The following is a 23145-nucleotide window of genomic DNA, read 5'->3' as shown; positions in this document are numbered from 1 at the left end:
GGTTCCTCCGCTGCCCGGTGCGCTGTGCTGGCATGTCAAGGGCTTGTCCCGTTGTCGTCGAGGGCCCGTAGATTGGCGTCCGGCGGTCGGCAGAAGGAGCGGGACGTGGCGGGGCGGGATCTGCGGGCGTTGTTCAGTTCGAACGACCGGAGCGTCCGGGCGGATGAGGCGTTCACGGATCGGCAGGCACAGTGGCAGGCGGTCGTTTCTCGGCTCGCCGCGCATGCGCAGGTGGTGGCCGGTGCGGGCTTCGACGTGGCTGATGTGGAGCGTCCGCGGCGGAACGTGGTCGTGTTCCACGGGGTGGGCGGGATAGGCAAGTCGACGCTCTCCCGCAAGATCGAGGCGTCGCTGGCCCACAGCGAGCACAGGCCCGTGCAGTGGGAGTGCGTGCCGCGCCCGGAGCAACGGGTGGTGCCGGTGCGGGTCGACCTCGCGCGTTCCGCGGGTGTGGACTTCGAGCGCGTCGTTCTGAGCGTGCGGCTTGCCGTGGCCTCGCTCGGGCGGCCGATGCCCGCCTTCGACCTCGCCTTGCGCCGGTACTGGGAGCACAACCACCCGGGCGAGCCGATCGAGGAGTACCTGCGCAGGGGCGGGCTCCTTCGGCGCTTCAGCGCTGCTGCCGCGCTGCCGCAGCAGATGCAGGCCGCGCTGAGCGACGTCGCCCAGGCCCTGGCCCTTCCCGGCACCGTCGGGAGTGCGCTCGGGCACGGAGTCGGGGTGCTCGTCAGGGCGTTGCGCGAGCGGCGGCAGGCCGTACGGGCGCTCGCCGGCTGCGAGCGGCTGGCCGATCTGTTGGAGGCCGAGCCCGATCTGGAGGCGCTCAGCTTCTATCCGCACCTCCTCGCCTGGGACTTGGCCCGGATGCCGACGGGCAAGAGTGTGTTGCCGGTGGTTCTGCTGGACACCTTCGAGGGTGTCGGGGACCGGACGCACCGTGACTACGAGCAGCTGCTTCAGCGCGTCGTGTGGCTCATGCCCAATGCGTTCTTCGTGGTCACGGGCCGCAATCGCCTCCAGTGGGCCGATGCGAGTCTGGAGGGGCAACTCGACTGGGTCGGGCCCGGCGCCTGGCCCGGTCTCCTCCCCGCCCGGGCGGCGGACGCCGGGCCTGAGTCCGGTGACCAGATCCTGATCGGCGACTTCTCCCCGGAAGACTGCGAGGACTACCTGGCGCACAGGCTCGTACGCGATGGGCAGCCGCTGATCGACGAACCCACCAGGCGGGTGATCGCAGAACGCTCCCACGGACTCCCGCTCTACCTCGACCTGGCGGTGACGCGTTACCGGCATCTCCAACGAGACGGCCGGCAGCCGCAGATCAGCGACTTCGACCACGAGTTCCCGGCGCTGATCGCGCGGACCCTCAGCGATCTGACGCCTGAGGAGCGCCTCGTGCTCCGGTCCGTCAGCCTGCTCAGCGCGTTCTCCGTTCCCCTGGCCACCGAAGTCTCGGGTACGGGACACGACGCGCCCGCCCTGCGTCTGATCGAGCGCTCCTTCGTCCGGACGTCCTCGTCGGAGCTGTGGCCCTTCCACATCCACGACCTCATCCGCGCCGCGATTCGGCACGCGGACGACGGCAGTGACGACCGCTGGTCGGAGCGGGACTGGCTGCGTGCCGCCCGGCGCGCCTTCCGTGCTCTGGAAGCGCAGTGGCGCGAGGCCCCCCGCGGTGATCGCGGCGTCCTTGTCGGTTGTCTTCAGCAAGGGCTGCTGCTGGCCCGGGACTTCCGGCTCGAACTGGGCTGGCTGGCTGGCGCCGCGTTCCAGTACGTGGCGGACTCGGTGGGCGAGCCCCTCGTGCTTCCGGCCGGGAGTGCCCCGTCGCCGAGCGGCCCGTCCTCGAACGCTCCGTACGGTGCCGCTGACGCCCTGGTGGAAACGCTGAGCGCCGTGGCCCGACGCCAGTACGAACACCGCGGGCGCACCGCCGATCGACTCACGGCCGTTCTCTCGTCGGGGCGGCTCCCCGACGAGTTGGTCGAACTCGCCGCGTACTACCGGGCGAAAGCTCAGCGGGACCTCGGGTTGAACGAGGAGTCACGCCGGGGCATGGAGCGTGTGGCCGCGGCCAACGGACGGCTGGCGTTCGCCGCCCGACGGGGCCTTGCGCATCTGAGCCGGCTGTCCGGCGACTTTCCCACCGTGGTGGAAGCCGCAGGTCAGTTGGGTTGGGAGGGGCGGGGCCACCGGGTACTGGGGGACGTGTGGTGGGCCCAGGGGGACATGGAGCGGGCAGTAGCCGCATACCTGGCGGCGCGACACGAGGCGGAAGAGCACGGGGCGATCGGGGAAGCCGCCATGGTGCAGGTGCACCTCGCGTTCGCGTGCGCCTTCGCCGACCGCTCACGCACCGAAGCCGAACTCGAACTGGCGCAGCGGCTGCTGGCCCGCATCAGTACGCACTCCAGTGAGACGACCGCCCGTATCGCCCAGGTCGTACGGGATGCGGGGCGGGCAGCGGACCTGTCGGAGCGGGCTGCCGTTCTCTTCGCGGAGATCGAGAACTCGGGCCTCTCCTACGCCGCCGCCAAGCTGCAACTGGCGCTCTGTTTCCACCACGCGGTCCTCGACGACCGCGAAGGAGTGGCAGCCGGGATCGTCCGCCTCCGGGAGCTCACCCAGAACGACAACTACGCCTACTACGTCGAGATCGCCCATTTCCTGGCCGATCTGCCGCTGCCAGGGCACACGGCGCGCGCACGCTGGACCGATGGGGAGCAGCAGACCCGGCAGCGCTGGCGCGGGCTCGTGCTGCTTCGTCGCCGTCGGACGTAGCGAAAGGCGTGCGGCGCTCAGCACGGCGGAACAGGCGGGAGGGGGGAGAGGGGACCTGCGTCCGGCGGCCTGGTCGGCCTCGGCCCCGCAGGAGCGGCGCGCCTCGGCTCCGTCGCGCGCCGCCGTCGGGGCGGAAGAAGAGGAAGAGCACGAGCGGGTAGAGCAGATAGCCGAAGCGGCTCGCGGGGGCGAGGGTGAGGGCCAGGAGGAGTCCGAGGGCGACGCGGTTCGCCGCGGCGACCGCGGTCACGGGCGGGCGTACGTACAGGGATACGGCCATCAGCAGCGCGCCCGTGGCCAGCAGCGCCAGGGCGATGGCCCTTCCGCTGCCGCCGGGCAGCGCGGTGGCGAGCAGTTGGCCGGGCAGGGGGCTGGCCGCGGGCGTCGGTGCGTCCGCGAGGCCCAGGGGGAAGGCGATGACGTGGTGGGAGAAGGCACCCGGGTCGCGCAGGGCCACGGGGGCGACCAGGGCGGTGACCACCGCTGCCGCGACCAGGGCGCAGCGGCCGGCGGCGCGGCCTCCTCGTACGGCCCAGAGCACCGCGCACGCCACCGCGAGCGCGGGCCACGCCGTCCACTTCATCGCCGACGCCAACCCCAGGAGCAGTCCCGTGCTTCCGCCCCGGCCGCGGGCGGCGAGGAGGAGGCCCAGGCACGTCAGGCCGATGAGGGGGAGGTCGATGCCGCTGACCGCGAGGGACATGGCGACGGGCGGGCAGGCGAGGAGCGCCGGGACGTTCGGGTGCCGTACGGCCACGGCTCCGGACGTCCGCACCGTACGGGCCGCGATCAGCAGCGGCACCACGAAGCTCAGGGCGAGCCACCACCGCGCGTCCGTGAGAGGCCCGTCGCCGAACACCGCGGCGGGGAGCCCGAACAGTGCCATGCCGGGGAGGTACGGGTTGTAGTCCGGCGCGTGCGCCGGTGCGCCGTGGTACGGGGTGCCGGAGTCCAGCATTCGGGCCGCGGACTCCTCGACCACGCGCACCTCCAGCTGTGCGCCGCCGGTCGCGGTCAGCATGACGAGCGGCAGCAGCGCCGAGGCGGCGAAGGCGACCGCGGGTGCGCGGCGGGCGGGGACCAGAGCGGCCAGCAGATAGCCGACGGCCGCGACGGCGCCCCAGAAGCGGTGCGTCGGCAGCTGCGTCACCAGCGCGAAGACGGCCGCGAGGGCCGCGTACAGCACGTACGACCGGCCCGGCGGATGCAGCGGGCCGAGCCCCACGCGCCGCTTCGGTCGCGCCGGTGCCGTTGGGCATGCGGTCACTGGCCCCCCTTGTCTGTCGATGTCGATGCAGGCTAGGAAGGCGAGGGGCATGCACTCGTCACACCGGGGTGCGGTCTTCCGCGTCACCCCTGGGGTCCATCGCCGAGCCGGAATCAACCCCTGGTTCGACGCGGTCCCACCCCTGTGACCTGCACGATGTCCCCATGAGCGGATGGGCACGACACTTCGACCGCCCCGCCGGGCGGCTGGCGCGCTTCCTGTTGCTCTCGCCGCGGCAGCACATGGAACGCACCGCTCCGAAGCCGCCGTCGGCCTCCGGGACCCCGCCCGGCCGGACCCGGGCGCTCCGCGCGAAGGCGTGGTTCGACGCGCCCGCGTTCCCCTGGGCGAGCGGGGCCCTGCTCGGTGCGTTGGGGATGGGCGAGGCGCTGCGCACGGGCGAAGCGACCGCCGTCGCCGCGGTGGCGACCGCGTTGGCCGCGACGTTGCCGTTGATGTGGCGACGGGCGCACCCGGGGCTGGCCGGGCACCTCGTCATCCTGGCCGCGCCGCTGAACTTCCTCGTCCGGCCGAACCTGTTCGTCGCCGTCTGCCTCGGCGGGCTGCTCGGCTTCTACACCCTCGCCCGCCACCGGGTGCACCACCCGGGCGTGATCGCGGCGTACGGAGTCGCGCTCATGGTCGTCGTCGACCTGCTGCACGTCGCGACGGACGTCTTCGACGGCCCGTACTCCGATCCCGTACCGCTCGGTGCGCCCGGTTCGCTCGCGTACTTCGCCGAGTCGTTCCTGATGGGGGTGGCGATCGTGGCGGTGGTCAGCGCGGGGGACGCGGTGCGCAGCCGGGAGGGCGCGAGCAGGGAGCGGGCGGCGACGCAGGCGGAGCTGATCCGGCTGGCGCGGCAGGAGGCGGCGGAAGCGGAACGGCGGGCCGTCGCCCGCGAGTTGCACGACATCGTGGCGCATTCGGTGTCGGTGATCGCCGTGCAGGCGGAGAGTTCCACGTACACGACGCCGGGGCTCTCCCCCGAGGCCCGCGCCGGCTTCCAGCAGATCGCCGGTTCGTCGCGCGAGGCGCTGAACGAGTTGCGCCAACTCCTCAACGTGCTGCGGTCGTCCGACGGCGTGCCGCGGTCGGCGGACGACGCGCCGGCCCGGCGGGGTGCGGAGGCGCCCCAACCGACCCTCGACCGGCTCGACGAACTGCTGTCGCAACACGGCGCGGGCGGCGGGCGGGCCGGGCTCGCGGTCATCGGCGCACGACGGCACCTGCCGGCCTCCGCCGAGCTGACCGCGTTCCGGATCGTCCAGGAGGCCCTGACGAACGTCCGCCGGCACGCGCCGAACGCGACCGCGGACGTGGAACTCCGCTTCGAGGCCGATCGTTTGGTGGTACGGGTGGTGGACGACGGACCGGGTGTGGGAGCGGAGTTCGGGCAGGGGCAGGGATACGGGCACGGGCTCGTCGGGATGCGGGAGCGGGTGTCCTTGGCCGGCGGGCGGCTGAGCTGCGGCCCCGGCAGGGGCGGCGGCTTCGTCGTCCATGTCGAGTTGCCGGTGGCCGCCGCGGACGGTACGAACGAATGGAGCGTCATCGGCCCCGTGCGCCGGGGCGGCGGTGAGGGCGAGGAGCGTGGAGAGGCGGTGCGTTCGTGGTGATCAGGGCCGTCGTCGCGGACGACCAGGCCATGGTCCGCGCCGGGTTCGTCAATCTCCTCGCCACCCAGGACGACATCGAGGTCGTCGGCGAGGCGTCCGACGGCGCCGAGGCCGTACGGATCACCCGGGAGCAGCGCCCGGACGTCGCGCTGCTCGACGTCCGCATGCCCGTCATGAGCGGTGTGGACGCCGCCCGGCACATCGTCGCCGACGCCGACGCGGCCACCCGCGTGCTGATGTTCACCACCTTCGGCCTCGACGAGTACATCTACGACTCGCTCGCCGCCGGCGCCAGCGGCTTCCTCCTCAAGGACGCGACCTTCCCCGAGCTGCTGCACGCGGTGCGCGTGGTCGCCGCGGGCGAGGCGCTGCTCTCGCCGGCCGTGACCAAGCGTCTGATCGCCGAGTTCGCGCGGTTGCACCGGCCGCCGGCGCTGCCGGGGCGGGCGACGGCGGACCTCACGCCGCGGGAGGTGGACGTGCTCGTCCTCATCGCCCGCGGGCTGTCGAACGCCGAGATATCCGACTGCCTGACGATCTCCGACCACACCGTGAAGACCCACATCAACCGCATCTTCGCCAAGATGGGCCTGCGCGACCGGGCGCAGGCCGTGATCCTGGCGTACGAAACGGGGCTCGTCACGCCCGAGACCACCTGAAGGCCGCCGGGCGCAGCCCCGCGCACACTTGTCCCTCTGTCCCTCTGTCCCTCTGTCTGTCCCTCTGTCCCTCTGTCCCTTGGCCCCGGTCCCGATCCAGGTGCCAGTGCCGGTGCCGGTCCGTCCGACGTCACCTGAATGGCCGCCGTACGCCATGCGGCCGAGGTTTGCGGCGGGGAGAGTCGGGAAGCACGGGCTGGGACAGCACAGTCTGACCAGACAGCATCGCAAGGGCGCGGCCGAGTTGGAGCGTTGCGGAGATTCGACCGGTTCCGGCTCGTATGGTGATGCCCCCGGTCGGCCCCGGTCCGGATTCCTTCCGCCGGTTCCTCCCGCCGGACACGGCCCGCGCATGCGCTTCGCTCAGGAGACTCCCATGCCCCAGCACCCGCGCAAGCTGACCGCCGTCGCCGCCGTCGCCGTGGTCGTCGGCCTCTACGCCACGCAGGCCGGCGCGGCGCCGCTGGCCGCGAAGAACGAGCGGGTCAAGCGCTGTCCGCCCGAGTCCGCGCCCAGGGCCCCCGCCGCCGCCCCGTCGACCGGACCAACGGCCCCCCAAGAGACCATCGGGGGCAGAGAGGCCGCCGGGGCGACGGAGACGTCCGAGGCGATCGGGCTGGTCGAGCCGCAGGTCCTCGCGGAGCTGGACCTGGACTCCGGGCAGCAGCCGGAAGGCGTCGTCGCGGAGCCGGACGGCTCGGTCGTCGCGACCTTCTCCCAGGCCCGCCAGATCGCCCGCATCCACCAGGACGGGACCGTACGGGTCCTCGCCACCCTGCCCGCTCCCCCGCCGCACGCGGAGACCCCCGCGGTCGGCGAGCCGTTCCTGGGCGGCATCACCCGTACCGAAGACGGCGCCCTGTACACCGTTTACGCCACCGGCACCGCCGAGCTGACCGGCGTGTGGCGACTGCCGGCGGACGGCGGCGAGCCGCGCCGCACCACCCCGCTGCCCGCCGACTCCCTGCCGAACGGGCTCGCCGTCGACGCCCGTGCCCGGCAGTTGTACGTCACCGACTCCGTCGGCGGCGCCGTCTGGCGGGCGCCGCTGGCGGGCGGACGGGCCGTGAAGTGGAGCGACCACCCGTCGCTCACCCCCTCCGAGGAGGAGTACTTCCTCGGCGCCAACGGCATCCGGATCCACGACGGGTCCGTCTGGGTCACCAACCACGACCGGGGAACGGTGCTGCGCTTCCCCCGCGCCGAAGCGAAGGCCCGCGGGGGCGCGCCCGAGACCGTCGTCGAAGGGCTCGGCGAGATCGACGACCTGGAGTTCGTCGGCCGAGGCGACGCCTTCCTGGTCACGGCCGTCACGGACAACCGCGTCGTCCTCGTGCGCGAGGGCAGCGCGCGGGCCGGCGCCCGGCAGGACGGCGCGGGGCAGGACAGGACCGGGCAGGACAGGACCGGGCAGGGCGGCGGCGAACGGATCGTCGACGTGCTGACCGAGGACGACGGACTGCAGAACCCCACCGCACTGGCCCGGCGCGGCCCGACCGTCCACGTCGCGAACTCCGCCTCGTACACCCTGACCGAACCGCACGTGCTCAGCGCACGGCTGACCGGGTGAACGCAGGAGCTGATGCCCCGGCGTCCACCCGGTGTCGGTGGGGTGAGGAGGCGAGCGGGAGGGACGGCAAGGAACGGACCCGTGTCCGCGCCGCGTCAGAGCAGCGGCTGGTCGTCGGTCGGTCGGTACACCGCCAGCGCCCAGATGATGAACACGTCGATCGCGATCACGATCAGCGCCCAGACCGGCAGGTACGGCAGGAACAGGAACTGGGCCACGATGCTGAGCCCGGCGAGGAAGATGCCGAACCAGCGCGCCCACTCCATGCTCTTGAGCACCCCGTAACCGGTGATCACCAGCAGCACGCCGACGATCAGGTGGATCCAGCCCCAACCGGTGAGGTTGATCCGGTACACGTAGTCGCCGACCGTGCCGTACACCACGTCCTTGCTGATCGCGGCGATGCCCTGGAGGATCGCGAGCACGCCGCTGCACAGCATCAGGACCCCGGCGAATACGGCCCCGCCCGACGCCCAAGCGCTGTTCCCTTGCTGGCCGGGGCCGTGGCTCGATCCATGACTCGACCTGTGCGGCGGGGTCCCGGTCGGCTGTGATGCCTGGGTCATGGGACTTCCCTTCGTCGTCCCGTACGCCCGACGCGCACGGGTTTCCGGGGGCCGGCCGGACGGATCCGGGCCGACCTGCTCCGGATTTCGAGCGTGTGACCGGGGCCTCCGCACCGCCATCCAGGTGCACCCGTTCGAGTGAATTCACACGGCGGCGTCGAAGCCCTCAGGCAGAGCCGTCCTCCTGGGTGCCGGCGTGCTCCGGCTCGTCCAGGAAGTCCACGACGGCGAGCGCGAACAGCAGCGCCAGCGCCAGTCCGACCACCACCCAGCCCGTCGGATAGCTCCACAGCAGGTACGCGAGGAGCGCCGCGGCCACCAGCACCCACACGATCCAGCGGCGGTAGCGGTGCACCCACCGCCCGACCGGGCCGGTGCGCAGCCCCGCCCGGTCCGCGGCGGACCGCACCGCCCGGATGCCCGAGTGCCACAGCCCGCGGACGAAGCCGGCGCGTCGGCCCGGGCCGCTGAGCCAGGCGCCCAGCGCGACGACGACGCCGAGGGCGACGACCATCCGCACGGCAACACGCATCAGCCGGACCATCGCGTCGTACACGGCGCCGGCCGCCGGCTGGGAGACCGCGGCCGGCAGCGCGTCCAGGTAGACGGCGCGGAAGGCGGTCAGCGCGCCGCCGAGGAGCAGGGTCGCGAAGGCCACGCCGAGCGCGGCGGCCACGAGGGCGCGCCGGCGGCGCAGGGCGAGCAGCACGCCGGCCGCGACCAGCAGCACGGCGATCACCGGCAGCCAGAAGCCGGCGAGTTGGAGCAGTCGGAAGCCGGTCTTGACCTTCCCGATGTCGTCGGACTTGACGACCGTGAACTGGGTGTGGATCTCCGGGATCTTGCCGGCGGCCGTCAGGCCGTCCGCCACGAGGCGCTCCTTGACCTGGTCGATCACCGGGCCGAGGTCGATCTCAACGGCGTTGTTCGTGAGAGTGACGGCGCCGCCGCCGCTGCCGGTGAGGGCCTTGTCCAGGGCGTCGTGGACCTTGCGGTTGGCCTCGGTCCAGAAGGTCTGGAACCGGTCGGAGGCGACGACGGCCTGCGCCTTGTCGTGGACGAAGCTCTTGAGGGCGTTCTCCAGGGTGCCGCCCAGCCGGCCGAGCGCGTCGGCCACCCGCGGCCGGTCGGCGGGCGCGACGCCCTCCAGGATGCTGTTGAGGTCGATGTGTTGCATAAGGGCGTCGGTGACGCGGGTGGCGACGGCGTCCTGGACGTCGGGGTTGCGGGCGATCGGCGCGACCGTGGCGACGTAGCGATCGGTGTTCCCGACCTCCTGCGACGCCCAGGCGGCGACCACGCTCAGCGGGGCGAGGACGCAGCCCACGACGATGAGGAGGGCGGACCAGAAGGCGCGCACGCGGTGGTGGCGGGGGCGGGCCTGGGCTCCTTCGAGCGCGGCGACGCGGGCGCGGAGCTGCCGCAGCTCCTCGTTTTCCGAGCCGCCTGAGGTCCCTGAGCCGCCTGAGGTCCCTGAGCCATCTGGGCGGCCTGCGGCTCCCGCGTCCCCTGACGGGGGGACGTCGCCGGAGCCCGGTACGTCGTCAGGCCGGTCCCCGGCGCCCGGTGTTCCCTCCGCCATGTACGCCACCTCCACCGTGCCGCGCGCACGCGCCGGAACCGCCCGCGGCCAGCGGTGCCGGCTCTGTAGCCAGCGAAACCGCGCCGCGCCGCGCGGGCGAGCCGCACTGCCCCGTACGGGGCGGACCTCACCCGTACGGCCGCGCCGGCACCCCCGCCCCCGCGCACCCGGCCTCCCCCGGGCTTTCAGTGGGAGCATGCGTACGTACGACACAGGCGCACCGCACCGCCGGCCCGGGCGCCCGGACGCCGGCGGGGCCGCATGACGGCATCCGCACCAGGGTCGGGCGAGCCGTCCGACGGCGCGCCGCACGAGCCGGCCCGGGGCGCCGAGGGCGCGGAGAGCGTGGCGCCCGTCGGCAGCGGCACGGCGAGCGACCTGTCCCTGCGCGCCGTCCTCAGCAGCCGCGGATACGTCCTGCTGCTGCTCCTCTCGGTGCTCATCGGCGTGCCGATCGCCTTCGCGGCGTTCGGCTTCGTCAGCCTCCAGCACCTCATCCAGCGCGGCGTGTGGGAGGACCTGCCCCAGGCCGTCGGTTACGCCGAACCGCCCTGGTGGTGGCCGCTGCCCGCGCTGTTGCTGGCGGGGCTGGTCCTCGCGCCCATCGTCACCCGCCTCCCGGGCGGCGGCGGCCACCGGCCGGTCAACGGGCTCGGCGGCCCGCCGCTCGGGCCGAACGCACTGCCGGGCGTGCTCCTCGCCGCGCTGGTGACGCTGCCGTTGGGCGTGGTCCTCGGCCCCGAGGCCCCGCTGATGGCGCTCGGCAGCGGCCTCGCGCTGCTCGCCGTACGGGAGGCGAAGCGCACCGCCCACCCGAAGATGGCCACGGTCCTGGCCACCAGCGGCTCGACGACCGCGATCTCCACGATCTTCGGCGGACCGCTGGTGGCGGTCGTGATGATGGTGGAGGCGGCCGGGCTCGCCGGCCCCCAACTGGTGGTCCTGCTGCTGCCCTGTCTGCTGGCGAGCGGGGTCGGCGCCCTCGTCTTCACCGGCTTCGGGCAGTGGACGGGACTTTCGGTGGGCGCGCTCTCGCTGCCGAAGGTGCCGCCGGACGTCACCTTGGACGCGGCGGACTTCCTCTGGGGCGTCCCCGTCGCCGTGCTGGTCGGCGTGGTCGTGTCGTCGGCGCACCGCATCGGCTACGTGACCGCCGGCTGGACCGAGCGCCACACCGCGCGGCGCACGGTGGTCTGCGCCGTCGCCGTCGGCGTGCTCATCTCGGCGTACGCCCTGATCACCGGCCGTTCGCCGGCGGAGGCCGCGCTCTCCGGACAGGCCACGCTGGGCGCGCTCGCGGCCGATCCGCACGCCTGGTCGGTGGCGGCGCTGGTCGTGCTCGTGGTGTGCAAGGGGCTCGCCTGGGGCATCGCGCTCGGCGCGCTGCGCGGCGGGCCGATCTTCCCTGCCGTGCTGCTCGGCGCGGCGCTGGGGATCGCGTGCGCGGGGCTGCCCGGGATGGGGGCGACGCCGGGGCTGGCGCTCGGGGTCTCGGCGGCGACCGCGGTGGTGACGCGGCTGCCGGTGACCAGCGCCGTGCTGGCGGCGCTGCTGATGGGGCCGGACGCGACGAACCAGATGCCGCTGATCGCGGTGGCGTCGGTCGTCGGGTTCCTCACCGCGGAGTTGGTGGACCGCGTGAAGGGGCCGGCTGCTTGAAGGGGCGTGGGGTCGGCCGGTCCCCCGTACCGGCCGACGCCCGCCGCCCTTCGGCGCCTCAGGCTCCCGGGGCGTCCTGCCCGTCCAGCGGGGGCACGTAGAACGCCGTCGTCTGCCGTACGGCCGCAGTCACGACCTCGTCGGGCGCGCCGGACGCCGCGTATGCCCGCCCCCACTCCTCACTGCTGCGGGTGGTGTACGCACGGGCCTCTTCGGTGCGCTCCCACTCCGCCGGGTCGGGCATCTCGTCGGGGGAGTGCAGGTGCATGCCGAGGCCGAGCAGCATCAGGTCCCAGCCGACCCCGGTCGCGCCCGGTCCGAACTGGCCCCAGAACTCCTGCGGCACCACGGCCACGTGCTCCAGCTCGAAGACGGTCCGGTCGGCGCCCTCGGGCGTGAGCCGCACCTCGACCTCGCTGAAGCCCGGGTCGGGGCCGTACAGCCAGCTCACGCGGAGCAGCTTCGGGGGCTCGCAGCGCAGGATCTCGCCGCCGGCGTTGCCCTCCAGCTGGTACGTGCCGCCGAGCCGGAGGTCGCCGGTGACCGGCAGGAACCAGCGGCGCATGCGCTGGGGGTCGGTGCAGGCGTCCCAGACGTCCTCGGCGCCGGCGTCGTACGTGCGCCGGAGCAGGACGGTGTGGGCCTCCCCGCTGGGGACGGACCGGCTGCCCACCTCGCGGTGGACCTGGTTGATCCGGTCGACGATGTCGCTCATCGCTGTTGCTCCTCTGTCGTTCCCTTGTCGTTCCGTCGGGGCGGGCCCGTGCTTCACGGGCCGCCGCCGGCTGCGCGTCGTTCGTCCTCTTCCGATGGTCGGTTCTCCGGCGGTCGAGCGCCGGTCGGCGACCGGCGCTCCGCGGCGACGCGCCGTTCGCGCTTGCCGCGGGCCAGCTCCGTGCCGAGCGCGTCGAGCCGCTGTTCCCAAAAGCCCCGGAACCGGTCGAGCCAGGCGTCGACCTCACGCAGGGGCGCCGGCTCGACGGCGTAGAGCCGGCGGGCGCCGTCCGCCCGTACGGAGGCGAAGCCGGCCTCGCGCAACACCTTCAAGTGCTGCGAGACCGCCGGCTGCGAGATCCCGAACTCCTTGCGGATCACCGCCGCGACCGCGCCCGACGGCTGCTCCCCGGCCGCGAGCAGTTCCAATATCCGGCGTCGCACCGGATCCCCCAGGACATCGAATGCGTGCACGACCCCACTGTGCAGCATCGACTTATATAAGTCAAAACTTAATCACTCGTCCGAGGGTGCCGGGAACCGGAGTCGCCCACGACTCGTTGGGCACGGTGGGCAAAGGAAACGTCAAGAGGCGCGGCCCGCGCCGGATTGCGCAGGGATTTCCATGGGTGTCAGCCTTTCCAAGGGCGGCAATGTCTCGCTGAGCAAGGAGGCCCCGGGCCTGACTGCGGTGGTCGTGGGCCTCGGTTGGGACGTCCGCACCACCACCGGCACCGACTTCGACCTGGACGCCAGCGCGCTGCTGATCGACGGGAACGGCAAGGTGCTGTCCGACGGCCACTTCGTCTTCTTCAACAACCTCAAGAGCCCCGACGGCTCCGTCGAGCACACCGGTGACAACCTCACCGGTGAGGGCGAGGGCGACGACGAGCAGATCAAGGTGAACCTCGCGGGCGTGCCCGCCGAGGTCCAGAAGATCGTCTTCCCGGTCTCGATCCACGAGGGCGAGAGCCGCAGCCAGTCCTTCGGCCAGGTGCGGAACGCCTTCATCCGCGTCGTCAACCAGGCCGACAACAACGAACTGGCCCGCTACGACCTCAGCGAGGACGCCTCGACCGAGACCGCGATGGTCTTCGGCGAGCTGTACCGCCACGGCGCCGAGTGGAAGTTCCGCGCGGTCGGCCAGGGTTACGCCTCGGGCCTGCGCGGCATCGCCCAGGACTTCGGCGTCAACGTCTGAGCTCCGCTGTAGTGCTGTGACCGGGCCGTCGGGCCATCGGCCGACCGGTCCAAGGCGTTTGCGCGACGCCCCGGGAGACGTCCTGCTCCCGGGGCGTCGCGCGTTCCCGCCGCCTTACGGTGCCCGTCCGCCCGTTGCCCGTCGCGCCCCGCTTCGGACCCTGGTGTCGCCGCTCGCCCCTGAAGGAGACTGACGGCATGGAGTTCATCGTCTTCATGACGCTGCCGGGCCTGGTGATCCTGCTGACGGTCATCGCCTTCTTCGACCAGATCCTGCGGGCCGTGGGGCTCGGGAAGCGGTCCGGTCAGGTGTCGTCCACCGGCTTCGAGCAGTTGCACGCCACCTTCTCGCCGGGGAAGCAGAGCGAGTTGAAGGAACGTCAGAGCGCGCTGCTGCTGAAGGACGACGAGGAGGACGGCGCCCCGCCGCACCGCACGGCCGTCGACCTGGATGCCGGACGCGCGACAGTGCGGCTGCCCCGGGGCTGACCGCAGCACCTCAAGGGCGTCAGACCTTCGACGCCTTGAGCGAGTACATCAGCGGGATGCGCGGCCGGTCGGCCGGGAAGCGGTAGTAGTCGCCCTTGTCCTCCAGCGTGCCGAACCTCGGGAAGAGCGACACGTCGTGCTCGTGGAGGAACTCCAGCCGCAGCCCGTTCGCACAGAGCGCGGAGACGACCTCGCTGACGGGGTGCTGCCACTCGACCGTGCGCTTGTTGGCGATCTGGGCGTCCGCGTCGGTGTACGTGCCGTCGACCTCCTCCACCCACGCGTCCCGGGAGAAGTAGTCGTGCACGATCCGGGAACCGGTCTCGTCGTCCAGGATGTCGGTCAGCGGGTGGAACTCGGCGAGGTAGAGGAAGCCGCCGGGCGCGACGAGCGACGCGACGACCTCGGCCCAGCGGTCGACGTCCGGGAGCCAGCCGAGGGCGCCGACACCGGTGTAGACGATGTCGTACGACTCCTCGGGCACGGCGGCGACCGCGTCGTACACGTCGGACGTCACGAAGGTCGCCCGCTCCGGGCCGAGGCCGACCTCGCCGGCGATCCTGCCCGCGGCCGCCACGGCCGGCTCCGAGAAGTCGAGCCCCACGACGCGGGCGCCGCGCCGGGCCCAACTCAGCGTGTCGAGGCCGATGTGGCACTGGAGGTGCAGCAGGCTGCGACCGCTGACGTCACCGACCTCGGCGATCTCGAAGTCGCGCAGCGGGTCCTTGCCCGCGCGGAAGGAGTCGAGGTCGTAGAAGTCGCTGGCGACGTGGACGGGGACGCGGTCGTCCCAGTTGGCCCGATTGAGCTCGCGCCAGTCCTCGGGATGGGTGGATGCATACATGACCTCGAAGTTATCCACAGGCTGAGGACGAAGCGAACGGTTTGTCGGGGCTTCGGCGCAGAATGGGGTCATGACTGAGACCACGCCCGCCGCGCAGGCGACGAACGCCCCGTCCGTGACGGACGCCGCGACCGAGCCGGCCGCGCCGGCCACCGGGCCCACCTGGGAGCGGCGCTTCCGCGCCCCGCGCGTCTCCCTGCCCGACTGGGCCGAGGACGCCCCGGACCGCTCGCTCTTCGTGTCGAACGCCACCGGGACCTTCGAGCTGTACGCCTGGAACCGCGCGACGGACGAGCAGCGCCAGGTCACGGACCGGCCGAACGGCACGACGGACGGCGTCCTCGCGCCCGACGGCGCCACGATCTGGTGGTTCTCGGACACGGACGGGGACGAGTTCGGGATATGGCTGCGGCAGCCCTTCGGCGGCGGGCCCGACGAGCCCGCCGCCCCCGGGCTCGACCCCTCCTATCCCGCCGGGCTCGCCATCGGACGGCAGGGCGTCGCGGTCGTCGGACGCTCCACGGACGAGCACGGCACGACGATCCACGTGGTGCGCGACGACGCCCCCGAAGGCCCGGTGGAGATCTACCGGCACCGTGAGGCGGCCGGCGTGGGCGCCCTGTCGCACGACGGCACCCTGATCGCCGTCGAGCACACCGAGCACGGCGACGCGATGCACTCGGCGCTGCGCGTCGTCCGCCTCGACGGCTCCCCGGTCGCGGAGTTGGACGACACCGCCGGCGGCACCGAGGAGCTGGGGCTTGAGGCCCTCGGGTTCGCCCCGGTCGAGGGGGACACCCGGCTGCTCGTGGGGCACCAGCGCCGGGGCCGCTGGGAGCCCATGGTGTGGGACGTGGCGACCGGCGAGCAGACCGCGCTAGCGATCGACCTGCCGGGCGACGTCAGCGCGGACTGGTTCCCGGACGGCTCCGCGCTGCTGATCGCGCACAGCTTCAAGGCCCGCGGCGAGCTGTGGCGCTACGACCTCGCGTCCAGCGAGCTGGTGCGGATCGAGACGCCCGCGGGCTCGGTCTCCGGCGCGACCGCCCGCCCCGACGGCTCGGTGGAGTACATGTGGTCGTCCGCCGCGCTGCCGCCGCAGGTGCGGTCGACGGCGGGCGGGGCCGTGCTGGACCCGCCGGGCGCGCGGGCGCCGGAGTCCGTGGCCGTGGAGGACGCCTGGGTGGAGGGGCCCGGGGGCCTGATCCACGCGCTGGTGCAGCGGCCGGCGGGGACGACGGGCCCGCTGCCGACGGTCTTCGAGATCCACGGCGGCCCGACGTGGCACGACGGCGACGCCTTCGCGGCCGGCCCCGCCGCCTGGGTCGACCACGGCTATGCGGTCGTCCGGGTCAATTACCGCGGCTCGACCGGGTACGGCCGCGCGTGGACGGACGCGCTCAAGCACCGGGTGGGCCTGATCGAGCTGGAGGACATCGACGCGGTCCGCGCCTGGGCGGTGGAGTCCGGTCTCGCCGATCCGCAGCGCCTCGTCCTGTCCGGCGGCTCCTGGGGCGGGTACCTCACCCTCCTCGGCCTCGGCACCCAGCCCGACGTGTGGGCGCTGGGCCTGGCCGCGGTGCCCGTCGCGGACTACGTCACGGCGTACCACGACGAGATCGAGGCGCTGAAGGCGCTGGACCGCACCCTGTTCGGCGGCACGCCCGAGGAGGTGCCGGAGCGGTTCGCCGCGTCCTCCCCACTGACGTACGTGGACGCGGTCCGCGCCCCGGTGTACGTCTCCGCCGGGGTCAACGACCCCCGTTGCCCCATCCGCCAGGTGGACAACTACGTGGACCGCCTCGCCGCCCGCGGCGCCGTCCACGAGGTGTACCGCTTCGACGCGGGGCACGGCTCGCTGGTGGTCGAGGAGCGGATCAAGCAGGTCGCGCAGGAGATCGCCTTCGCGGCGAAGCACCTGCCGGGCCCGGACGGGTCCGGAGAGGGGGGCGCGCAGGAGTAGCACGGGGGCGTTCCGTACCGTGGAGGGGTGTATCGGTTCCTGCTGACGCCCCGCTGGTGGGGGATCAATGTCTTCGTCGTGCTGGCGATCCCGTTCTGCATCTTCATGGGGACCTGGCAGCTCGGCAGGTTCGAGGACCGCGCCGCCACGCAGAAGGAGGCGGAGCGGGCCCCCACGGCGGCCGAGCTGAAGCCGACGCCGCTGGGTGAGTTGCTGCCCGTCGACAAGGAGACGTCCGGCCGGACGGCGACGGCGACCGGGCGGTACGGCGAGCAGTTCCTCGTGCCGGGGCGGGAGCTGGAGGGCGAGCGCGGTTCGTACGTGCTGACCCTGCTGAAGACGGACGGCGCGGGCGGGAAGACCCTGCCGGTGGTCCGCGGCTGGCTCCCCGAGGGCGCCGCGGCGCCCGCCGCGCCGACGGGCCCGGTCGCCGTGGAGGGCGCCCTCCAGGCGTCCGAGACCGTCGGCAAGGACGGGGTCCACTCGGCGGGCGGGCTGCCGCCGGGGCAGCTGGCGATGATCAGCGCGGCGTCGCTGGTGAACGTCGTCCCCGACGACGTGTACGACGCGTGGGTCACGCTCACCACGGCGGACTCCGGCCTGCGCGCGGTCCCGGCGACGCTCCCGGAGGGCAGCGGGCTGGACCTGAAGGCGTTCCAGAACCTGGGCTACTCCGGGGAGTGGTTCGCGGGGGTGGCCTTCATCCTCTTCATGTGGTTCCGCTTCTTCCGTCGCGACGTGGAGCTGGTGAAGGACCAGGCGCTGGGCCTGGACCCGTCGAACGCGCCCGAGCCCGCCCCGGCCCCCGCGCCGGACCGCGAGCCCGCCCACCAGTAGCCCGAGCGGGCTCCTCGGGCGGGGACTCCTGCCATTGCCTGCGGCCTGGTGGTGCGTGCCTCCCGTTCCTCCCCCCGTGCCCTGCGGGCACGGGGGGCCCAGCGCCACCTGGACAACACCGCCGTTTCCCTGCGGGAACATTGGTCTCTGCGGTCCGGTGGTGGGCTGGTCGCGCAGTTCCCCGCGCCCCTGACCCCTCGTTCGTCCGCGGGTCGTGGTGGGCTCGCCGCGCAGTGCCTCCCCCTGTGCCTTCAGGCACGGGGGCACCTCCACCTACGCCCAGAGGGTGTGGCGCCCCTGCACTCCTCCGCCTGCCCCCACAGATGAGTGACGGGGGAGCGAACAGGGGTGCGAGGTCCTGCGCGGACGGGCCCGGCTCCGGGTCGCAGAGGGCAGCGGCCCGGAGCGCCGGCGTGGAGACGTCAGGGGGACCGGGTGAAGGGGATCCATGACCCCTGCGCGCGGGAGTAGTGCGCGGGGGTGGTGGGGGTGATCTCGGTCAGGGGGATGCGTTCGTCGTCCGGCTGCCACTCCTCGCCGTCCGTCGCCTGCGCGTGGAACGGGCTCGGTGCCCAGGTCACCAGGGCGTGGTCGTCGGAGACCTCCACCAGCCAGCCGAGGAACTCCCGGCCGTCCCGGAGGGTGAAGCTGACCTTGTCGACCCGGGAGGCGCACTCCGTGAGGTACTCGCGCAGGGCTCGCATCGCGGTCAGCCCCCCAGGACGCCGGTGCGGTAGATCGTGCCGGCGCAGGCGTTCGGGATGGTCGTCTCGGCCGTCGGGGCGCCCGGCTGGGCGGTGTGGGTGACCGCGACGCTGCCATCGCTCCCGGCGCTCTCGAAGGTGCTGACCGGGGGCTCGCCGGGGGGCGTGCCGGCGCCGCCGCCGTTGCCGCCGGAAGCGCCGCCGTCCGAGGGGGTCGGGGTCGGGGACGGACCGGTGGGCGCGCACGTCTCGTTCGGCACCCAGGCGAAGCGCACCTCGTACGCGGAATCCGGCTTCAGCAGCAGCGCGGGCTTCTCCTCCGAGGGGTCGGGCAGGCCCGGCACCTGGTCGCCCGCGGTGTGGTCGACGACCTTGATCTTCGCCTTGTCGGCCGCGCCGCGCGCCTGGAAGTCGACCGAGCCGCGCCCGTTGACCTCGCAGTCCGTGGCGGAGACGTTGGCGACGCGGAAGGTGCCGTAGACCCGGCCGTCGGAGTCGGGCCTGTCCGCCCGTGCCGTGGTGACGTCGAGTTGGCCGGCGGCGCAGGCCCGTGCCTGGGCGGCGGGCTCGTTCGAGGGGGACGCGGAGTCGTCCGTGTCGCCGTCGCCGCTGCTGGCCTCGGAGGGGTCGACGGGCGAGCGGCTGGGGTCGGTGTCGCGGCCGGGCCGGTCGCCGTCGGTGGGCCCGCCCGGGCCGTGGTCCCCGCCGGTCGCGCCGGGGCCCTCGCCCCGGCCACCGTCGGAGACCTCGCCGTGGCCGGTGTTGACGGTGTTGGTGCTGCTGTCCCCGCCGGAGTTCGCCACGGTGACGAAGGCGGGCACGGCGGTGGCGGTGAGGACGGCCGTGGCGACCGCGCCGATCAGCAGTTGGCGCTTGCGGGCCCGGCGCGCGGGTACCGCGACGCGCAGGTGGTCCAGTGCTCCGGCCGAGGGCTGGAGGTCGCCCACCGCGCCCTGGAAGAGCTGCCGCAGGTCCTGCTCCTCCGAACAGGGGCCGTCGTCGGGGCCGTGGGCCGGCGCCTCGTCGCCGTGTCGGTCTTCCGGCGCGTTGTTCACAGTTCCGTTTCCAGTCAGGTCGTCAAACGGCCCGTCCGACCGCGGTCGCTCGGGCGTCGTGTCGTGCCCGCTCATGACGTGGCCTCCATCGCGACGCGCAGCGCCGCGATGCCCCGGGAACCGTACGCCTTCACCGAACCGAGCGATATGCCCAGGGCCTGGGCGACCTGGGCCTCCGTCATGTCGGCGAAGTACCGCAGCACCAGCACCTCGCGCTGGCGGCGCTGGAGTCCGCGCATCGCCTTGATCAGGGCGTCCCGCTCCAGTTGGTCGTACGCCCCCTCCTCCGCGCTCGCCATGTCCGGCATCGGCTTGGAGAGCAGCTTCAGGCCGAGGATGCGGCGGCGCAGCGCGGACCGGGAGAGGTTGACCACCGTCTGTCGCAGGTAGGCGAGGGTCTTCTCCGGGTCGCGCACGCGCTTGCGCGCCGAGTGGACGCGGATGAACGCCTCCTGCACGACGTCCTCGCAGGAGGCGGTGTCGTCGAGGAGCAGCGCGGCGAGGCCCAGCAGCGAGCGGTAGTGGGCGCGGTAGGTCTCGGTGAGGTGGTCGACGGTGGTGCCCGCGGCCGTCGTCTCGTCAGCGCCGCGCTGGGTGGGGATGGCGGCGGTGGTCGCCGCCGACCTCACGGGGGACGCAGGAGACGCAGGGGACGCAGAAGGCCCAGCCGACGGCGAGGACGGCCGGGACGGCGAGGGACCGGAAGGCGTCGACGGCACGGGCGCGATCACCGGCATGCCCCCGCGGGGACGGGGCCTGCGGAGGGGACGCACCGGAACGCCGGGCGCCGTCGCCCTCGTGAAGTCGAGTACCTCTGCCACGCCAGTTGGACACGCTCCCCCCTGCCGGGGTTGTACGCGCACGCCAGCGGTTTTGACAGTGGGTGGATTCCAGCCATGCGTACTTGCCTGCCCCAAGTCTGCGGCACCGGTCGGTGGCGGTGCCCGCAAAGACGTTCCTGGCCCGACTGGCGGTTGCAGGCCGGGGAAAAGGAACTGTCGATCATCGTCCCGCCCCCGGACCGAAACGGTACGGACCTGCGACGTTCTCACGGGGCGTTCACGAATCCTACAAAGTTCGCGGGCCACTTAGACAGGGCTCAACCGCAAATCGGGGAAGAAAACCGATCTTGGGACGCCCGGACACGCAGGCAGGCGCGCAAGGGCACCGAGCGGGTGCCGAAGAGGGTACGGAGCAGACGTCGAACGGGTACGGAGCGAGCACCGCGCAGGTGCGGGGCAGAGCACCGGGCAGGTGCGGAACGGGCGTCGAGCGCGGTGCGGGTGCGGAACGGGCTCAGCCGTGCAGCTCCGCGGCGATCGCCTCGGCGATCTGCACCGTGTTCAGCGCAGCGCCCTTGCGGAGGTTGTCCCCGCACACGAACAGCTCCAGCGCACAGGGGTCGTCCAGCGCCCTGCGCACCCGCCCCACCCACGTCGGATCGGTCCCCACCACGTCCGCCGGCGTCGGGAACTCCCCCGCCGCCGGGTCGTCGAAGAGCACCACGCCCGGCGAGGTCGCCAGGATCTCGTGCGCCCGCGCGACCGTCACCTCGGCCTCGAAGCGGGCGTGCACCGAGAGCGAGTGCGCGGTCAGCACCGGGACCCGTACGCAGGTCGCGGTCACCGGCAGCGCGGGCAGGTCGAGGACCTTGCGCAGTTCGGCGCGGAGCCCCAGCTCCTCGGACGACCAGCCGTCCTCGGCGAGTTCGCCCGCCCAGGGCACCACGTTGAGGGCGACGGGCGCGGGGAAGGGCCCGAAGCCGTTGCCGAAGGAGTCGCCCACGGCCCGCCGCACGTCGCCGGTGGTCGACCCCAACTCCGTACCGGCGACCAGCGACAGCTGCTCGCGCAGTGCGGTGACCGCGTCGCGGCCGACGCCGCTGACGGCCTGGTACGAGGAGACCACCAGCTCCCGCAGCCCGAACTCGGCGTGCAGGGCGCCCACCGCGGGCGCCATGGCGAGCGTGGTGTCGTGCGGCCCGGCAACGATGCCGCGCGGGCGCACCCGGGCGGCGTGCGGATTGACCTCCGGCACGACCAGCGGGACGTCCGCGTCCCGTCGGAAGGCGGCGGAGGCGTCCACGACCACCGCGCCCTTGGCGGCGGCGATCGGCGCCCACTGGGCGGAGACCTCCGCGGGCACCAGGAAGAGGGCCACGTCGACGCCGGCCAGCGCCTCCTCGGCCAGCGGCACCACCTCGCACTCCTCCCCGCGCACCGCCAGCTTGCGGCCGGCCGAGCGCGGGGAGGCGACGAGTCGTATCTCGCCCCAGACGTCCGCGTGCTGGGACAGGTACTGGAGCAGTACGGTGCCGACGGCTCCGGTCGCTCCGACGACCGCGAGCGCCGGCTTGCGGGTCATCGGCCGGTGCCTCCGTAGACCACGGCCTCGTCGGACTCGCTGTCGAGGCCGAACCGGGTGTGCACGGCGCGCACCGCCTCGTTGACGTCGTCGGCGCGGGTGACGACCGAGATGCGGATCTCGGAGGTCGAGATCAGCTCGATGTTCACGCCCGCGTCCGTGAGCGCCTCGAAGAAGGAGGCCGTGACGCCCGGGTTGGTCTTCATGCCGGCGCCGACCAGCGAGATCTTCCCGATCTGGTCGTCGTAGCGCAGCGACTCGAAGCCGATGCGGTCCTTCGCCTTCTCCAGCTTCTCGATCGCCCGCGCGCCGTCCGTCTTGGGCAGCGTGAAGGAGATGTCGGTGAGCGCGGTGGCGGCTGCGGACACGTTCTGGACGATCATGTCGAGGTTGATGTCGGCGTCCGCGATCGCACGGAAGATGGCCGCGGCCTCGCCCGGCTTGTCGGGCACCCCGACGACCGTGATCTTGGCCTCGGAGACGTCGTGGGCGACTCCGGAGATGATCGCGTGCTCCATCTTCTGGTCTCCCTGCGGTTCGTTGCTGACCCAGGTGCCGCGCAGTCCCGAGAAGGACGAGCGGACGTGGATCGGAATGTTGTATCGGCGGGCGTACTCCACGCAGCGGTGGAGCAGCACCTTGGAGCCGGAGGACGCCAGCTCCAGCATGTCCTCGAAGGAGATCCAGTCGATCTTCCGGGCCTTGCTGACCACCCGGGGGTCGGCGGTGAAGACGCCGTCCACGTCGGTGTAGATCTCGCAGACCTCGGCGTCCAGCGCCGCGGCCAGGGCGACGGCGGTGGTGTCGGAGCCGCCGCGGCCCAGGGTGGTGATGTCCTTCTTGTCCTGGGACACGCCCTGGAAGCCCGCGACGATGGCGATGTTGCCCTCGTCCAGCGCGGTGCGGATCCGGCCCGGCGTCACATCGATGATGCGCGCTTTGTTGTGGACCGAGTCGGTGATGACGCCCGCTTGGCTACCGGTGAACGACTGGGCCTCGTGGCCCAGGTTTTTGATCGCCATGGCCAGCAGTGCCATGGAGATGCGCTCTCCGGCGGTCAGCAGCATGTCGAATTCGCGCCCGGCAGGGATGGGGGATACCTGCTCGGCGAGATCGATCAACTCGTCCGTCGTGTCGCCCATCGCGGAAACCACGACGACCACCTGGTGGCCGTTCTTCTTGGCGTCCACGATCCGCTTGGCGACACGCTTGATGCCTTCGGCATCGGCGACGGAGGAGCCGCCGTACTTCTGCACGACAAGGCCCACGTGC

19 protein-coding genes and 1 pseudogene are annotated in these 23145 nt (G+C 72.9%); 9 read left to right on the top strand and 11 right to left on the bottom strand.

Annotation, left to right across the window (positions count from 1 at the left end):
- The first annotated feature begins 105 nt into the window (after positions 1–105).
- On the top strand, positions 106–2781 hold the full coding sequence (locus AB0E05_RS26820) for an ATP/GTP-binding protein (RefSeq protein ID WP_361967921.1): 2676 nt from the start codon (positions 106–108) through the stop codon (positions 2779–2781).
- 208 nt (positions 2782–2989) lie between these two features.
- Here the strand turns inward: AB0E05_RS26820 and AB0E05_RS26815 are convergent.
- A pseudogene (locus tag AB0E05_RS26815) lies at positions 2990–3667 on the bottom strand (glycosyltransferase 87 family protein); the annotation flags it as partial.
- A 545-nt stretch (positions 3668–4212) separates the two neighbouring features.
- Between AB0E05_RS26815 and AB0E05_RS26810 the strand changes: the two are divergent.
- The 3 genes from AB0E05_RS26810 to AB0E05_RS26800 all read left to right on the top strand — a co-directional run bounded on the left by AB0E05_RS26810 (position 4213) and on the right by AB0E05_RS26800 (position 7896).
- Positions 4213–5667, top strand: coding sequence for a histidine kinase (locus AB0E05_RS26810; RefSeq protein WP_361967919.1), 1455 nt, complete (start codon positions 4213–4215; stop codon positions 5665–5667).
- Complete coding sequence (locus AB0E05_RS26805; RefSeq protein ID WP_361967917.1) at positions 5661–6326, top strand: response regulator transcription factor; 666 nt, start codon at positions 5661–5663, stop codon at positions 6324–6326. Before AB0E05_RS26810 ends, AB0E05_RS26805 begins: the two co-directional genes overlap by 7 nt.
- A gap of 376 nt (positions 6327–6702) precedes the next feature.
- On the top strand, positions 6703–7896 hold the full coding sequence (locus AB0E05_RS26800) for a hypothetical protein (protein WP_361967915.1): 1194 nt from the start codon (positions 6703–6705) through the stop codon (positions 7894–7896).
- 95 nt (positions 7897–7991) lie between these two features.
- Here AB0E05_RS26800 and AB0E05_RS26795 read toward each other — a convergent pair whose 3' ends face one another.
- Positions 7992–8462, bottom strand: coding sequence for a hypothetical protein (locus tag AB0E05_RS26795; RefSeq protein WP_361967913.1), 471 nt, complete (start codon positions 8460–8462; stop codon positions 7992–7994).
- A 166-nt stretch (positions 8463–8628) separates the two neighbouring features.
- A complete protein-coding gene (locus tag AB0E05_RS26790; protein WP_361967911.1) occupies positions 8629–10044 on the bottom strand; it encodes a hypothetical protein in 1416 nt (471 codons plus the stop codon).
- Between the two features lie 261 nt (positions 10045–10305).
- On the opposite strand from AB0E05_RS26790, the gene AB0E05_RS26785 reads away from it, so the two are divergent.
- Complete coding sequence (locus tag AB0E05_RS26785; RefSeq protein WP_361967909.1) at positions 10306–11703, top strand: chloride channel protein; 1398 nt, start codon at positions 10306–10308, stop codon at positions 11701–11703.
- Positions 11704–11761: 58 nt separating this feature from the next.
- Here the strand turns inward: AB0E05_RS26785 and AB0E05_RS26780 are convergent, their stop codons facing one another.
- Both AB0E05_RS26780 and AB0E05_RS26775 read right to left on the bottom strand, forming a co-directional pair.
- On the bottom strand, positions 11762–12418 hold the full coding sequence (locus AB0E05_RS26780; protein ID WP_361967907.1) for an SRPBCC family protein: 657 nt from the start codon (positions 12416–12418) through the stop codon (positions 11762–11764).
- 53 nt (positions 12419–12471) lie between these two features.
- Positions 12472–12909, bottom strand: a complete 438-nt coding sequence (locus tag AB0E05_RS26775; protein ID WP_361967905.1) for a metalloregulator ArsR/SmtB family transcription factor — start codon at positions 12907–12909, stop codon at positions 12472–12474.
- Positions 12910–13042: 133 nt separating this feature from the next.
- Between AB0E05_RS26775 and AB0E05_RS26770 the strand changes: the two genes are divergently transcribed.
- Positions 13043–13618 (top strand): TerD family protein, encoded by a 576-nt coding sequence (locus tag AB0E05_RS26770; RefSeq protein WP_361967904.1) that lies wholly within the window; start codon positions 13043–13045, stop codon positions 13616–13618.
- A 197-nt stretch (positions 13619–13815) separates the two neighbouring features.
- A complete protein-coding gene (locus AB0E05_RS26765; protein ID WP_361967902.1) occupies positions 13816–14106 on the top strand; it encodes a DUF6191 domain-containing protein in 291 nt (96 codons plus the stop codon).
- A 19-nt stretch (positions 14107–14125) separates the two neighbouring features.
- Here the strand turns inward: AB0E05_RS26765 and AB0E05_RS26760 are convergent, their stop codons facing one another.
- Entirely contained in the window at positions 14126–14950 is an 825-nt protein-coding gene (locus AB0E05_RS26760) for a class I SAM-dependent methyltransferase (protein ID WP_361967900.1), read from the bottom strand.
- 70 nt (positions 14951–15020) lie between these two features.
- Between AB0E05_RS26760 and AB0E05_RS26755 the strand changes: the two genes are divergently transcribed.
- Complete coding sequence (locus tag AB0E05_RS26755) at positions 15021–16913, top strand: prolyl oligopeptidase family serine peptidase (RefSeq protein WP_361967898.1); 1893 nt, start codon at positions 15021–15023, stop codon at positions 16911–16913.
- Positions 16914–16940: 27 nt separating this feature from the next.
- Positions 16941–17750 carry an SURF1 family protein gene (locus AB0E05_RS26750; protein WP_361967896.1) on the top strand — a complete coding sequence of 270 codons (810 nt, stop codon included), beginning with the start codon at positions 16941–16943 and terminating at the stop codon, positions 17748–17750.
- Between the two features lie 422 nt (positions 17751–18172).
- On the opposite strand, the gene AB0E05_RS26745 is transcribed toward AB0E05_RS26750, so the two are convergent.
- The 5 genes from AB0E05_RS26745 to AB0E05_RS26725 form a co-directional block, all read right to left on the bottom strand.
- The gene (locus tag AB0E05_RS26745; RefSeq protein ID WP_361967894.1) at positions 18173–18454 is read right to left on the bottom strand and encodes a hypothetical protein; all 282 of its coding nucleotides are present in this window, start codon (positions 18452–18454) and stop codon (positions 18173–18175) included.
- A 5-nt stretch (positions 18455–18459) separates the two neighbouring features.
- Positions 18460–19509, bottom strand: coding sequence for a hypothetical protein (locus AB0E05_RS26740; protein WP_361967892.1), 1050 nt, complete (start codon positions 19507–19509; stop codon positions 18460–18462).
- 71 nt (positions 19510–19580) lie between these two features.
- A complete protein-coding gene (locus tag AB0E05_RS26735) occupies positions 19581–20330 on the bottom strand; it encodes a SigE family RNA polymerase sigma factor (protein ID WP_361967890.1) in 750 nt (249 codons plus the stop codon).
- A 475-nt stretch (positions 20331–20805) separates the two neighbouring features.
- Positions 20806–21873, bottom strand: a complete 1068-nt coding sequence (locus AB0E05_RS26730) for an aspartate-semialdehyde dehydrogenase (protein WP_361967888.1) — start codon at positions 21871–21873, stop codon at positions 20806–20808.
- Positions 21870–23141 (bottom strand): aspartate kinase, encoded by a 1272-nt coding sequence (locus AB0E05_RS26725; protein ID WP_361967886.1) that lies wholly within the window; start codon positions 23139–23141, stop codon positions 21870–21872. Before AB0E05_RS26725 ends, AB0E05_RS26730 begins: the two co-directional genes overlap by 4 nt.
- Between the last annotated feature and the right edge of the window lie 4 nt (positions 23142–23145).

Source organism: Streptomyces sp. NPDC048057 (genome assembly GCF_040653095.1).
Taxonomy (GTDB): domain Bacteria; phylum Actinomycetota; class Actinomycetes; order Streptomycetales; family Streptomycetaceae; genus Streptomyces.
The sequence above is the reverse complement of the archived record's forward strand: the minus strand, read 5'-3'. Positions and strand labels throughout refer to the sequence as shown.